The following is a 13,233-nucleotide window of genomic DNA, read 5'->3' as shown; positions in this document are numbered from 1 at the left end:
CCGGCTAGTCGGGAATGATCGTGATTCTCAATCGCAGCCCGCCCTGGCGCGGCTCACAGCTCCGCGAGCAGCGGTGCGAGCGCCGCGAACGCGCGTGCGCGGTGGGATGCGGTGTTCTTCTCGAGCGAAGTCCACTCGCCGACGGTCCGCTCGGTGTCGGCCCCCTGGCCGTCCGGGATGAAGATCGGGTCGTAGCCGAAGCCGCCCTCACCCGATGCCGCCGTGGCGAGGCGTCCGGGCCATACGCCCTCCACGACGCTCTCGCGTGACGCGTCGCCGGGCACGACGAACGCGATCGTCGAGACGAACTGCGCCGTGCGGTGCGGATCCGGGATGTCGGAGAGCTGGTCCAGCAGCAGGTTGAGGTTCGCCGCGGCATCCTTCGCGTGCCCTGCCCAGTAGGCGGAGAACACGCCGGGCGCACCGCCGAGCACGTCGACGCAGATGCCGGAATCGTCCGCGAGCGCGGGAAGGCCGGTGTGCTCGGCCGCCGCGCGGGCCTTGATGAGCGCGTTCTCGGCGAAGGTGACGCCGTCCTCGACCGGCTCGGGGCCGTCGTAGGCGACCACGACGAGGTCCGGGCGCGTGGCCGCCACGATCGCCTGGAACTCCTCGACCTTGTGACGGTTGTGGGTCGCGAGCACGATCTGGTTCACGGCTCCGGCGACGTCGGTACCCGCGGCAGCCGTCTCCGCCTCCACCTCGGCGATCGCCTCCGCCATGTCGTCGGGGTGAGCGGTCACGCCGCGCCCTCGGCCGTTCCCTCGCCGAGCGCGGCGAGCTGGTGGGTGCGCAGATCCGCGCAGCCGTTGACGCCGAGTTCGAGGAGGGCGTCGAGCTCCCGCTTGTCGAACGGCGCACCCTCGGCGGTGCCCTGCACCTCGACGAACAGTCCGCGGCCGGTCACCACGATGTTCATGTCGGTCTCGGCACGGACATCCTCGACGTACGCCAGGTCCAGCATCGGCTCGCCGTCGATGATGCCGACCGACACGGCCGACACCGAGTCGAAGAGCACCTGCGACTTCTGGCCGATGAACTTCTTGCGGCGGCCCCACTCGATGGCGTCGGCGAGCGCCACGTACGCGCCGGTGATCGCGGCCGTGCGCGTTCCGCCGTCGGCCTGCAGGACGTCGCAGTCGATGACGATGGTGTTCTCACCGAGTGCCTTCGTGTCGACGACGGCGCGGAGAGCGCGGCCGATCAGCCGGGAGATCTCGTGGGTGCGGCCGCCGATCTTGCCCTTGACGCTCTCGCGGTCGTTGCGGTCGTTCGTGGCGCGCGGCAGCATCGCGTACTCGGCGGTGATCCAGCCCTTGCCCTTGCCGTTGAGCCATCGCGGCACGCCGTTCGTGAACGACGCTGTGCAGAGCACCTTCGTGTTCCCGAACGAGATGAGCGCCGAACCCTCGGCCTGGCTCGACCAGCCCCGCTCGATCGTGATGGGACGCAGCTGGTCGATGGTGCGGCCGTCGGCACGGGTGATATCGGTCATTTCTCTCCTCTGAAGGTACGGATGCCTCAGCCGAGGCGCGTCGGCAGATCGATGGCGCCGGTCTGGACCAGTCGCACGGAGCTGACCTCGCGGCCCATCAGCCGGTGCGCGAGGCGCAGGAACTCGTCGGCGGACGCGCCGGTGGCTTCGTAGACGTGCTGGGGCTCGGCATCCGAACCCGCGAGCAGGTCACGGGAGACCAGCTGACGGTAGACGTCCTTCGCGGTCTCGGTGTCGCTCGACACGAGACTCACGTCGGGTCCCATCACATAACTGATCGCGCCCTCGAGGAACGGGTAGTGCGTGCAGCCGAGGACGAGGGTGTCGACGCCGGCGTGGCGGAGCGGTGCGAGGTACTCCTCGGCGACCGCGAGCACCTCGGGCGAGCCGGTGACGCCGGCCTCGACGAACTCCACGAAACGGGGGCACGCCTGGGCGAACACCGTCAGCTGCTCGTTGACGCCGAGCATGTCCTGGTACGCCCCCGACGAGATCGTGCCGGCCGTGCCGATGACGCCGACACGGCCGTTGCGGGTCGTCGACATCGCGGTGCGCACCGCGGGGTTGATCACCTCGACGACCGGCACGTCGTACCGCTCGCGGGCGTCGCGCAGCATGGCGGCCGACGCGGTGTTGCAGGCGATGACGAGCATCTTCACGCCCTGCGCCACCAGCTCGTCGAGCACCTCGAGCGCGTAGCGGCGGACGTCCGCGATCGGCTTCGGGCCGTACGGCGAACGCGCCGTGTCGCCGATGTAGAGGATCGACTCCTGGGGAAGCAGCGCCGAGACGGCCCGTGCGACGGTGAGACCGCCGACTCCGGAGTCGAAGATTCCGATCGGCGCGTCGTTCACGATGCCCCAGCCTACGCCAGGCGCTCACTAGGCTGGCCCGCATGACCCACGGGCACGCTTCGCGAGGGGGCGCCTCGACCGCCCTGCTGACCGACCGCTACGAGCTCACGATGGTCGACGCGGCCCTGCGCGACGGCACCGCCGAGCGCCGCTGCGTCTTCGAGCTGTTCGGCCGGCGACTGTCGGCCGGACGACGGTTCGGCGTGGTCGCCGGCACGGGCAGGCTGCTGTCGCTGATCCGCGACTTCCGCTTCGACCACGAAGAACTGCGGTTCCTGCGCGACGAGAAGGTGGTGGATGCCGCCACCCTCGAATTCCTGGAGGGCTACCGGTTCACCGGCTCGATCACCGGCTATCGCGAGGGCGAGCTCTACTTCCCGGGCTCCCCCATCCTCACCGTCGAGGGCACGTTCGCAGAGGCCGTCGTGCTCGAGACGCTGGCACTGAGCGTGCTCAACCACGACTCCGCCATCGCCACCGCCGCCGCCCGCATGAGCGTCGCCGCCGGCGACCGGCCCCTTGCCGAGATGGGCTCCCGGCGGGCGGGCGAGAGATCGGCCGTCGCCGCGGCCCGCGCGGCATACATCGTCGGGTTCGCCGCGACCTCGAACCTCGAGGCGGGACGCCGCTGGGGCATCCCCACGATGGGCACCGCCGCGCACTCGTGGACGCTCCTGCACGACAGCGAAGAGGACGCCTTCCGCGCGCAGATCGATGCGCTGGGAGTCGGCACGACGCTCCTCGTCGACACCTACGACATCCGCCGCGGTGTGGAGACGGCCGTGCGGATCGCGGGCACCGGCCTCGGCGGCGTGCGCATCGACTCGGGCGATCTGCCCACGGTGGCCGCCGAGGTGCGCGCGCAGCTCGACGAGCTGGGCGCGACCGGCACCCGGATCACGGTGACCAGCGATCTCGACGAGTACGCGATCGCCGCGCTCGCGGCCTCTCCCGTCGATGCGTACGGCGTGGGCACGTCGGTGGTGACGGGTTCCGGCACGCCGACCGCCGGCATGGTCTACAAGCTCGTCGCGCGTCAGGACTCCGACGGCGGGTGGGTCGGCGTGGCGAAGGCCTCGACCGACAAGGGATCGAAGGGCGGCCGCAAAGCGGCGTTCCGCACGCTGGACGAAGGCACGGCCACGAGCGAGCTCATCGTCGTCTCGGATGGCTTCGAAGCGCTCGACACCGCCGCGTCGCACCCGGCGGCGCGTGCGCTGCAGGTTCCGCTGGTGACCGACGGCGAACCGGATGCCGCGTTCGAAGGGACGGCCGGCGTCGAGGCCGCCCGTGCACATCACGCCCGGGTGCGCGAGGAGCTTCCGGTGCGCGCTCTCGCGCTCAGTCGCTCCGACCCGGCCATCCCGACGGTCTACGCCGACGCGTCCGCAGCCGCGGCGATCGCTCAGCCGACTGTGGCGTCAGGCGCCGAGTGACTCGTAGATCTCTTTGCAGGTCGGGCAGACCGGGAACTTCTCGGGATCGCGACCCGGCGTCCACTTCTTGCCGCACAGTGCCCGCACCGGCTTGCCGGTGACCGCCGATTCGAGGATCTTGTCCTTCTTGACGTAATGCGAGAAGCGCTCGTGGTCACCCGGTTCGATGTTCTCTTCTTTGAGGAGCTCTTCGAGCTCGCGATCGAGGGTCGCGATGCCGCCCTGATCAGGGCTGTCCAGCGGGGTGCTCATGGTCTGCCAGTGTAGTCGGGGCCGACCCCCGCCGGGCCCGTCCTGGCGACTCGGAGTTCGTCGAACGGGCCGGCGTCAGGTCGACTCGGCGAACTCCATCAGCCGTCCACCGCGACGCTCGAACGCGATCGAGCCGACGGTGACGCCGACGACGAGCACGCCGAACCCGATGGCAAGGCCGCCCCACAGCGCCATGTCGGTGGCCTCCGGGTCGCCATGGAGGGCGAGCCAGCCGCACCAGAGCACCGGCGCCGAGAGAACCAGGGCCCCGAGCATCACCGAGCCCTGCGCCAGCGCACCCACAGCGGTCGTGCGCTGCGGCTGCTGGAAGGGGCTCTCGCCGGGGCGCGCCACCGCGTAGGGAGCGACGACCGACGAGATGCTCGACAGGCCGAGACCCGACAGGAAGAGCGCGGCGCAGACGCCGGTGAGAGCCGGCAGCACCGCCCACCGTCCGTGCAGCGAGGTCGCCACCGGGATGGCCACCGCCAGCAGCGGCACGCCCACGAGCAGCACGGGCACCAGGCGACCGACGCGGTCCGACACACCCCGCACGCCGCTCGCGATGTGCATCCACACCGCCGTGGAGTCGTACGCGACGTCGTCGTGCGGCAGCCAGCCGAGGAAGAGCGCGGCGAACGGCACCGGCACGAGCGCCACGAGCTCGGGCGGCACACCGGCGATGAGCAGCGGCACGACGGTGATGGCCGCCGCGAAAGGGATCACCAGGCCGTTGACCACGTACCGGCGATCGCCGAACCAGTACATGAGACTGCGCGCCGCGATCGCGCCGCCGGGCGTCCCCGGTGCCACGCCGAACCATCCGAGGCCGCCGCGCGCGCGGCCGGTCGTGGGCCGCTCGGTCGTGGTCAGGAGCCGTCTGACGGCCCACGCCCACAGCAGCGCCAGCACGAGCACCGTCCCGACGGCGATGAGAGCCGGCATCCACACATCGCCGCCGACCGCCGCCATCCCCGGAAGTGCCCACGCGGCGCCGAGCGGTGTGAGCGCCAGCGCGTCCACGGCCTCGAGCAGCTGTGTCGGCACGGTGCCCTGCCATTCGAGCGACGCGAGGAACACCCCGACCGGGACGACCACCACGAGCACCACGAGCACGAACACGCCCGACAGCTCACGCGAACGCCGGTCGCGCAGGAACAGGGACGCCAGCGCCATGCACACGCGCGCCAGCAGCGCGCAGGTCAGGACGCCGAGGACCACGCTCACGACTCCGACGGCGACGGGCACGCCGTGGTCTGCCCACACGATCGCCGCGCTGACCGCCACGGCGAGGAGGACCAGGATCGGCACGCTGATGAGTCCGGCGACGGCGAGCACGAAGGCGAGACCGCCGCGCGGCAGACCGAACAGCGCGAACCGCCGGGGATCCAGCGGATCGTCGACGGCTCCGAAGAGCGGGGCGAGCGCGAAGCCCAAGGTGACCGCCGAGCCGCCGAGGACGGTGACGGCCAGCGCCTCCTCGGTGGCGGCATCCCGCAGCGTCAGGAGTCCCCAGCAGGCCGCGACCGTCGCCGCGACCAGGAGCAGCAGCGCGCCCACCACGCGGACGACGTGCCCCGCGTCCCCGCGGAGTGCGCCGAACAGCAGTGCGATCCTCAGTCGGAGAACGTGTGCAGCCACTCGAGACCCTCCACGTCGCTGAGGCCTCCGGCGAGTTCGACGAAACGCTGCTCCAGCGTCAGCTCGCCGCGCACCTCCGCGACGGTGCCCTCGGCGAGCACCTGGCCGGCGACGATGACCGCCACACGCGTGCAGACGCGCTCGACGAGGTCCATGCCGTGGCTGGACAGGATCACCGTGCCGCCGTGGGCGACGTACGTCGAGAGGATGTCGAGGATGATCGCGCTCGAGACCGGGTCGACGGCCTCGAACGGCTCGTCCAGGACGAGCAGGCGCGGAGAGTGGATGAGTGCGCCGGCGAGCATGACCTTCTTGAGCATGCCGGCCGAATAGTCCGACACGCTGCGGCCGAGGGCGTCCTCGAGGTCGAATGCGCGTGCGAGGTCGGCCGTGCGACTCTCGACGACTGCGGGAGGCAGCTTCCGCAGCACCCCGTAGTAGTAGAGGAGTTGACGCCCCGTCAGCCGGTCGAACGTGCGCAGTCGATCCGGCAGCACCCCCATCAGTCGCTTGACGGCCAGCGGCTTGGCCGCGGCATCCACTCCGCTGATGTGGATCGTGCCGCGATCCGGTTCGAGCAGACCGGCGATCATCGAGAGCGTGGTGGTCTTGCCTGCTCCGTTCGGCCCCACGAGGCCGTAGAACGTGCCGGCCGGGACGGTGAGGTCGATGCCGTCGACCGCGTGGGTGCTGCCGAAGCGCTTTGTGACGCCGCGGAGGACGAGCGCATCGCCGGCGGCCGCGGGAAGGGGCGGCGTGTCGAGGAGGACGGATGCCGCGGCCGGCGCCCCGTCGACGGCAGACGTGGTGTCCGCCGCGGCGTCCGCAGCTAGCGGCGTCGGTGTCGGCTCGACCTCGGGCTCGGCCACCGGCTCGGGAGCCACGGGGGCGATCGCCACGGGGGCAGACGCCGCGGGCGCAGGCTCGGAGACTGCCTCGGGAGCGGGCTCGACCGCAGCCGCGGGCTCGGCCACGGGTGCGGAGTCGACCACGGGCTCAGCTTCGACCACCGCGACCGAATCGGCAAGAGGCGCGGGGTCGGAGCTCGACTCGGTCGAACAGGCGACCTCGGGCGCGGTTGCGACCTGCGTCGCTTCGGAGGGTGCCGTCGCGGCCTCGGGAGCGGGCTGGGGCGACGCTTCGGGCTCCGCCGCGGGGGCGGGTCGGGCATCGGCCGACGGCACGTCGGCGACCTGCGGAAGGGGCGGGCGCGGCGGAACGACGATCCCGGCGGCAGCGCTCGCAGCGAGCTCCAGATCGCTCGGAAGCGGCGGCGGCGGGCCGGGATCGGGCTGCGGCTCGGCACTGCGCGGAGCGCGCTTCTTTCGCGGGGCGTCCTTGTCGGAGCGAGGCTTGCGCGGCGGGCGGCGGGGCTTGTCGGGAGCCGGCGGTACCGTTTCGGCGAGGCGCATCACGCTCGCAGCGGAGTGACGGTCCGGCTCTTCCGGATCGATGTCATTCGGCACCGGGAGGGAGGCTGTCACCCAACCAACGTATCAAGCGGTCCTGATGGTGGGGCAGTCCGTGTCGCCGCGTCGCGGCATTCGCGTTATGTCACGAATCGGCAACGGGAGCCCATCATTCTGCACCTTCACAGGGGTCATCGATAGCATGGACCCGGCACGAAGGGGTGTCGCGCCGGTGAACCGGCAGTGAATCGCGTACTTCAGGAGAAGACTTTGACCCTTCAGACCGTAATCCTCGCAGCCGGAATGGGCTCGCGTCTCGGCCGCAGCCTTCCCAAACCGCTCACCGAGCTGAACGACGGCCGCAGCATCATGCAGCAGCAGCACGACAACATCCGCGCGGCATTCGGCAATGACGCCCGGATCACCACCGTCGTCGGCTACCGTGCCGAGACCATCGTCGAGGCCTTCCCTCACGTCGACTACGTCTACAACGACCGCTACGACCAGACCAACACGTCCAAGAGCCTGCTTCGCGCCCTCGCGAAGACCGGCAAGGGAGGCGTGCTCTGGATGAACGGCGACGTCGTCTTCGACCCGCGCGTCCTGGGCCGTGCCATCGAGCTCATCGAGCGCGACCAGTCGTTCGTCACCGTCAATACCTCGAAGGTGAGCGACGAAGAGGTCAAGTACACGGTCACGCCGGAGGGCCACATCAAGGAGCTCTCGAAGACCGTCAAGGGCGGCATCGGCGAGGCCGTGGGCATCAACTACGTCTCGAGCCGCGACAAGAAGGCGTTCATGCGCCACCTGACGCGTGTCGACGACCAGGACTACTTCGAGCGCGGCCTCGAGCTCGCGATCGCCGAGGACGGCGTGCTGCTCGAACCGCTCGACATCTCGGACCTGTACGCCGTCGAGGTGGACTTCGCCGAAGACCTCGAGCGCGCGAACCTGTACGTCTGACCCCTCAGCGCTCGCCTGTCAACCCGGGCCGACGCCCGGATCCGGGCGCATAGACTCGGCGCGATGAGCGAGAAGGTCCACCGCATCCACTCGCTGCCCGGCGACTCGCCGTGGCAGGGAGGTCTGCCGCCCACCGGGTCGGACGAGCACCCGTTCACCGTCCGCGCGCTCGACCGCGTGCTGTCGATCCAGCGGCCGGTCGTGCTCGCGCACCTGCGCAGCATCCGCCTGCGGCATCCGGATGCCTCCCCCGCCGACATCGTCCGCATCCTCGAGCGCCGCTACCTCGCGGCCGTGACAACCGGCGGCGCAGCGGTCGGCGCGACCGCCGTCGTCCCCGGCATCGGCACGGGAGTCACCCTCGCGCTAAGCGGCGTCGAGACGGTGGCGTTCCTCGAGGCGACCACCCTGTTCGCCCAGTCGGTCACCGAGGTGCACGGCATCCCCGTCTCGGATCCCGACCGCGCGCGGGCGCTGGTGCTGACCCTCATGCTGGGCAAAGAAGGCGTCGACCTCGTCGCGCAGCTGGCCGGTCAGGCGGCCGGACGCGGTCCGAGCCGTGCCGGATACTGGGGCGAGCTCGTCACCAAGTCGCTCCCCCGCGCCGCAGTGGGCCCGCTCGTAGACCGGCTCAAGTCGACGTTCATCCGGCAGTTCGCGGCTCGCGGCGGCGCGTCATGGATCGGCAAGGCGCTGCCCTTCGGCATCGGCGCCGCGATCGGCGGCGCCGGCAACAACATCCTGGGGCGCCGCGTCCTCGTCGGCTCCCGGCGCGCGTTCGGCGCGCCGCCGCTCCAGCTGCCGCCGGAACTCGAGCCCCGACCCGGCGCCGACCGCGTGGAGCGCCTCGCCGGTCGCGGCATCCGTCGCGCCGGAGGTTTCGTGATCGGCGGCGTGACCCGCGGGACGGCGGCGGTCGGCAACGTCGTACGCCGCAGGAGGCCCGAGATCGAGGCTCCGCCCGCCGACTGATGTGATCCTGCCCGCGTTCGCGCGGGGTGAGAATGGCGTCATGGGTCTGTTCAGCCAGCTTCCAGAAGAACCCTCCGAATGGGCAGGGCTGCCCTCCGAGCCCGAGCGCACCGACAGCCAGGCGGAGCGGCTGTCCGAAGCCGCCGCCGTCGATCTCGGCGGCCTCGGTGTCGGCGATCTCGGGCTCGGCGCCGCTCCGGCCGTCGAGTCCATCATCATCCCCGTGGCGCCCGTCATCGAGATCGCCGAGTCGCAGGAGTCGGGCGAGGACGCGTAGCCCGAGCCCGTTGCCACGGCGCACACTGCAAGCGCTTGCACGCCCACCTCGACATGCCGGCCGTCCCGGGCATACGCTCACAGGTATGGACAGCACCCTGGCGTGCCTGGCGGCGTGGATGCCGCGGCAGCGGTGGTACGCCGCGAAAGGGCGTCCGCCGAGCCTGCGCCTGGTGTCGTGGTGGGACCTCACCGCCGACCCCGACGACCCCGCCGAGACAGCGGGCGGAGCCCGCATCCGCACGTTCCTGGTCGCCGACGAGGGGGCCCTTCCCGCGGTGCTGTACCAGATCCCCGTCGTCGAGCGAGCGACCGAGACCGTGGACGCGGACCCCGACCACATCATCGGCAGCCCCGCGCCTGGCACGACGTTCATCGACGGCCCGTTCGACCCCGCCTACGCCAACTCGCTCCTGCGCCTCATCGCCCGCGGCGGCACGGCCCGTGGACCGCAGACGACCGCGATCGGACGCGTGGCCGCGCTCGGCGGCGCACCGGCCGAGGCCACGGCCCGGGTGATCAGCGGTGAGCAGTCCAACACGTCGCTCATCTACGAGGGCGTCGGCACCCCCGTGATCTGCAAGGTGTACCGGCAGCTTCACGCCGGGCTGAATCCCGACATCGAGCTGCAGGAGGCCCTGGCGCGCGCCGGGTCGCCCTACGTGCCGCGGACCATCGGGTCGATCGAAGGCACGTGGCCCGACCTCGCCACGGCACATGGCAGCGTGCGCGGCTCGCTCGCCTTCGCCCAGGAGTACCTGCCCGGCGTCGACGATGCGTGGCGGGTCGCACTCCTCGCCGCGGCGAAGGGCGAGGACTTCCGCGACGCGGCGCGCGCCCTGGGCGCTGCGACAGCCCACGTCCATGTCGCGCTGTCGCAGTGCTTCCCCACGCGGACCGCGACTGCAGCCGATCGCGATGCCACCGCTGCGACCTGGGAACGTCGGTTCGCGATCGCGATGGCGGAGGTGCCCGAGATCGCGGGCCAGCGGGATGCCGCGACAGCGGTGTACCGTCGCGCGCTCGAGGTGCCCTGGCCGCCGCTGCAGCGGATACACGGCGACTATCACCTCGGCCAGGTGCTCCATTCCCCCGACCGCGGCTGGGTGGTCGTCGACTTCGAAGGGGAACCGCTCAGGCCGATGGCCGAGCGCACACAGCCCGATTTCGCGCTGCGGGATGTCGCGGGGATGCTCCGCTCCTTCGACTACGTCGCCGGGTCGCTGCGCCTGGACCATCCCGAGCGGTCGGCCGATGCCGTGAGGGCCTGGGCTCTCAGTGCGCGAGCGGCGTTCGTCGAGGGCTATGCGGCGACCTCGGGGAACGACCTCGACCCCCGGCATCCGCTCCTGGCCGCACTCGAACTCGACAAAGCGGTGTACGAGGCGATCTACGAAGCGCGCAACCGGCCGACGTGGGTCGCGATCCCGCTGCGGGCGATCTCGCGGCTCGTCGAGCGTCCGGCCCCGGTGGCCTGAGCTTCGCGAGAGCCCGCGCTCGGACGCCCTGTCGCTCAGCCCTCTTCGTCGAGGTCGGCCTCGTCCTCTTGCTCATCGTCGTCGCTGTCGGCGACCGAGCGCGCGTACCAGGCCTCCCAGTCGCCCATGAGTCCTTGCACGGCCGCGTGGAACCGCGCCGTCGCGGCACCCGGGGTGGTGTCGCCGAAGTATCGTGTCACCCACTCCTCGAGACGCGCGACCGCCTCGGGGTCGCCCAGCACGCGTTCCGTCTCAGCGACGATGTCGGCGGCGGCCGAGGCATCCAGCCATTCGCACGCCGACAGGTAGCCGTGCGTGTCGATGGCCGCGGCGGGGTCGGCCGGTCGGGTGATCAGCAGCGGCCTGTCGGCCGCGAGCCGGTCGTAGACCATCGCGGAGATGTCGACGATCGCGACGTCGGCGGCGGCCAGCTGCCAGCCGAGGTCGGGTCCGTCGTCGAAGACGTGCTGCGCGGCGGGATCGGCTGCATTCGCCCCGGCAAGGGCGGCGATGATGCGCTTGTTCGCGGCGCCGTACTCGTGGTTCACCACGCCCGATCGCGGGTGCGGGCGGTAGATGACCCGGTGGCGTCCGGTCGCGAGCAGAGCGGCGACCAGCGCCTCGCCGTGCGTTGCGATGGAGCCGTAGTGCGCCGAAGGCCGATCGCCCTCCCAGGTGGGCGCGTAGAGCACCACGGTGCGCTCGTCGGGGGTGTACGGCAAGGTGCCCGAGTAGTGGTCCGCCTGCGGGCGGCCGATCTCGATCGTGCGCCGGTCGATGTCGTAGTCCCACAGCACCCGCGAGAGCCGCTCGCGCGCCGCGTCGCCCGCGATCATCGCGTAGTCGTACGCCTTGTACTGGTTGGTGGTCATGTACATCTTGTCGGACTCGCCGTGGTTGATGAACACGTGCCAGCGGCGCCCGTAGCGGAACATCTGGAAGTTGCGCGTGTTCTGGTTCACGTACAGCACGACGCGGATGTCCTGCTTGGCGATGAAGCGCTCGAGGTCCCGCACCGTCGGCACGAAGGCGACCGGCAGTGCGCCGTCGGCGAGGAGCGCCTCGGCACCCGTCGCGGCACGGCTGAGCACGACGACGGGCCAGGTCTTCGCCAGTCCGGCGAGCGGCTTGTACCACTGCCGCATCTGGTACATGTTGACCGCGCCGTCGGCGAAGTACACCGCGACCCGGTAGTGGAACGGCGGATGCTGCGGCCGGGCCGCGAGCGTGCGCCGCACGTCGATCACGGCCGAGCGATTGCGCACCGCCTTGCGGACGAGCGCGACCGCCTTCTTTCCATCCGAGACGAGACCCACGCGTCCAGCCTACCCAGCGGCACCCATGACATGATCGACGCGTGCATGTCGAGCAACACGGGCGCAGGGACGCTCCGGTCCCTCCGCCCGGTGCCGGCGTGAGCTTCGTGATGCCGGTGCTCAATGAGCGCGACTACCTGCGACGCGCGGTCGAGACCGTGCTGGCGCAGGATGTGCCGGGTCCGACGGAGCTGATCCTGGCGCTGGGTCCGTCCACCGACGGCACGAGCGAACTGGCTCGCGAGCTCGCCCGGGACGATGACCGCATCGTGCTGATCGACAACCCCGCCGCCGACATCCCGATCGGCCTCAATCTCGCGATCGGCGCCGGGCGGTACGCCACCGTGGTCCGGGTCGACGCGCATTCCGAACTCGACCCCAGCTATGCCCGCAGCGCCCTCGCGACGCTCGCGCGGGTCCGCGCCGCGAATGTCGGCGGGGTCATGCGCGCGGACGGGCGCACGCCCTTCCAGCGGGCGGTCGCGCGCGCCTACAACTCCCCCATCGGGCTGGGCGGCGGCGCGTACCACGGCGGCACGCAGGAGGGCGAGGCCGAGTCGGCGTATCTGGGCGTTATGCGCCGCGCGGTGCTCGACGAGGTGGGCCTGTTCGATGAGAGCATCCGCCGAGGCGAGGACTGGGAGCTGAACCTCCGCATCCGTCGTGCCGGCTACCGTGTGTGGTTCGACCCGAGCCTGGCCGTCACGTACTGGCCGCGCGAGAGCTGGACGCGGCTGGTGCGCCAGTTCTCGGCCACCGGACGCTGGCGCGGCGAGCTGGTCCGCCGGTTCGGGCGCGGCAACTCCCTGCGCTTCTTCGCGCCGCCCGCACTCGTGCTCACGATCCTTCTGGGGCTCGTCGTCGCCGCGATGCAGTTGACGGGCGTGCTGCAGGGATGGTGGGCGGTGGCGGCATCCGTCGTGTATCTCCCCGTGATCGCGTATGCGATCCTCATCATCGGCGTCGCCGCCGGCCGCAGCGGCGGACACGGCTGGCGCGACAAGCTCTGGACCGCGGCCGTGCTGCCGAGCATGCACCTCGCGTGGGGCTGGGGGTTCCTGCTCGGCGTGATCGGCGGCGCGCACGACACGGTCGACACGTCACGACTGGGCAGCCGCAACACGCCGCTGCCGTGATGTCG

At 71.2% G+C, this 13,233-nt stretch carries 13 protein-coding genes; 6 read left to right on the top strand and 7 right to left on the bottom strand.

What is annotated here, in order from left to right; translation table 11 throughout:
• Positions 1–53: 53 nt before the first annotated feature.
• The 3 genes from rdgB to murI form a co-directional block, all read right to left on the bottom strand.
• Positions 54–656, bottom strand: coding sequence for an RdgB/HAM1 family non-canonical purine NTP pyrophosphatase (rdgB, locus tag MRBLWS13_RS00605; RefSeq protein ID WP_349428944.1), 603 nt, complete (start codon positions 654–656; stop codon positions 54–56).
• 83 nt (positions 657–739) lie between these two features.
• Positions 740–1,495, bottom strand: a complete 756-nt coding sequence (rph, locus tag MRBLWS13_RS00600) for a ribonuclease PH (protein WP_349427162.1) — start codon at positions 1,493–1,495, stop codon at positions 740–742.
• Positions 1,496–1,521: 26 nt separating this feature from the next.
• Positions 1,522–2,349: a glutamate racemase gene (gene murI, locus MRBLWS13_RS00595; protein ID WP_349427161.1), complete on the bottom strand. Its 828-nt coding sequence runs from the start codon at positions 2,347–2,349 to the stop codon at positions 1,522–1,524.
• Between the two features lie 41 nt (positions 2,350–2,390).
• On the opposite strand from murI, the gene MRBLWS13_RS00590 reads away from it, so the two are divergent.
• Positions 2,391–3,785 (top strand): nicotinate phosphoribosyltransferase, encoded by a 1,395-nt coding sequence (locus tag MRBLWS13_RS00590; RefSeq protein WP_349427160.1) that lies wholly within the window; start codon positions 2,391–2,393, stop codon positions 3,783–3,785.
• On the opposite strand, the gene MRBLWS13_RS00585 is transcribed toward MRBLWS13_RS00590, so the two are convergent.
• The 3 genes from MRBLWS13_RS00585 to MRBLWS13_RS00575 all read right to left on the bottom strand — a co-directional run bounded on the left by MRBLWS13_RS00585 (position 3,771) and on the right by MRBLWS13_RS00575 (position 7,162).
• Positions 3,771–4,037 carry a DUF3039 domain-containing protein gene (locus MRBLWS13_RS00585; protein ID WP_349427159.1) on the bottom strand — a complete coding sequence of 89 codons (267 nt, stop codon included), beginning with the start codon at positions 4,035–4,037 and terminating at the stop codon, positions 3,771–3,773. The genes MRBLWS13_RS00590 and MRBLWS13_RS00585 overlap by 15 nt on opposite strands.
• Positions 4,038–4,112: 75 nt before the next feature.
• Positions 4,113–5,678, bottom strand: a complete 1,566-nt coding sequence (locus MRBLWS13_RS00580; RefSeq protein WP_349427158.1) for a hypothetical protein — start codon at positions 5,676–5,678, stop codon at positions 4,113–4,115.
• Positions 5,654–7,162: an ATP-binding cassette domain-containing protein gene (locus MRBLWS13_RS00575; protein ID WP_349427157.1), complete on the bottom strand. Its 1,509-nt coding sequence runs from the start codon at positions 7,160–7,162 to the stop codon at positions 5,654–5,656. Before MRBLWS13_RS00575 ends, MRBLWS13_RS00580 begins: the two co-directional genes overlap by 25 nt.
• A gap of 195 nt (positions 7,163–7,357) precedes the next feature.
• Between MRBLWS13_RS00575 and MRBLWS13_RS00570 the strand changes: the two genes are divergently transcribed.
• The 4 genes from MRBLWS13_RS00570 to MRBLWS13_RS00555 all read left to right on the top strand — a co-directional run bounded on the left by MRBLWS13_RS00570 (position 7,358) and on the right by MRBLWS13_RS00555 (position 10,776).
• A complete protein-coding gene (locus MRBLWS13_RS00570) occupies positions 7,358–8,050 on the top strand; it encodes a phosphocholine cytidylyltransferase family protein (protein WP_349427156.1) in 693 nt (230 codons plus the stop codon).
• A gap of 63 nt (positions 8,051–8,113) precedes the next feature.
• Positions 8,114–9,022 carry a hypothetical protein gene (locus MRBLWS13_RS00565; RefSeq protein WP_349427155.1) on the top strand — a complete coding sequence of 303 codons (909 nt, stop codon included), beginning with the start codon at positions 8,114–8,116 and terminating at the stop codon, positions 9,020–9,022.
• A 40-nt stretch (positions 9,023–9,062) separates the two neighbouring features.
• A complete protein-coding gene (locus MRBLWS13_RS00560) occupies positions 9,063–9,299 on the top strand; it encodes a hypothetical protein (RefSeq protein ID WP_349427154.1) in 237 nt (78 codons plus the stop codon).
• Positions 9,300–9,384: 85 nt separating this feature from the next.
• Entirely contained in the window at positions 9,385–10,776 is a 1,392-nt protein-coding gene (locus tag MRBLWS13_RS00555; RefSeq protein ID WP_349427153.1) for a phosphotransferase, read from the top strand.
• A 35-nt stretch (positions 10,777–10,811) separates the two neighbouring features.
• Here the strand turns inward: MRBLWS13_RS00555 and MRBLWS13_RS00550 are convergent, their stop codons facing one another.
• Complete coding sequence (locus MRBLWS13_RS00550; RefSeq protein WP_349427152.1) at positions 10,812–12,092, bottom strand: CDP-glycerol glycerophosphotransferase family protein; 1,281 nt, start codon at positions 12,090–12,092, stop codon at positions 10,812–10,814.
• A 98-nt stretch (positions 12,093–12,190) separates the two neighbouring features.
• On the opposite strand from MRBLWS13_RS00550, the gene MRBLWS13_RS00545 reads away from it, so the two are divergent.
• Positions 12,191–13,228 carry a glycosyltransferase family 2 protein gene (locus MRBLWS13_RS00545; RefSeq protein ID WP_349427151.1) on the top strand — a complete coding sequence of 346 codons (1,038 nt, stop codon included), beginning with the start codon at positions 12,191–12,193 and terminating at the stop codon, positions 13,226–13,228.
• Positions 13,229–13,233 lie beyond the last annotated feature (5 nt).

This window comes from Microbacterium sp. LWS13-1.2 (assembly GCF_040144835.1).
GTDB lineage: Bacteria > Actinomycetota > Actinomycetes > Actinomycetales > Microbacteriaceae > Microbacterium.
The sequence above is the reverse complement of the archived record's forward strand: the minus strand, read 5'-3'. Positions and strand labels throughout refer to the sequence as shown.

Bases quoted from the DNA above. Each gene is read 5' to 3' on its own strand.
- rph (WP_349427162.1), bottom strand. From the start codon at position 1,495: ATGACCGATATCACCCGTGCCGACGGCCGCACCATCGACCAGCTGCGT.
- MRBLWS13_RS00590 (WP_349427160.1), top strand. From the start codon at position 2,391: ATGACCCACGGGCACGCTTCGCGAGGGGGCGCCTCGACCGCCCTGCTG.
- MRBLWS13_RS00585 (WP_349427159.1), bottom strand. From the start codon at position 4,037: ATGAGCACCCCGCTGGACAGCCCTGATCAGGGCGGCATCGCGACCCTC.
- MRBLWS13_RS00565 (WP_349427155.1), top strand. From the start codon at position 8,114: ATGAGCGAGAAGGTCCACCGCATCCACTCGCTGCCCGGCGACTCGCCG.
- MRBLWS13_RS00560 (WP_349427154.1), top strand. From the start codon at position 9,063: ATGGGTCTGTTCAGCCAGCTTCCAGAAGAACCCTCCGAATGGGCAGGG.
- MRBLWS13_RS00555 (WP_349427153.1), top strand. From the start codon at position 9,385: ATGGACAGCACCCTGGCGTGCCTGGCGGCGTGGATGCCGCGGCAGCGG.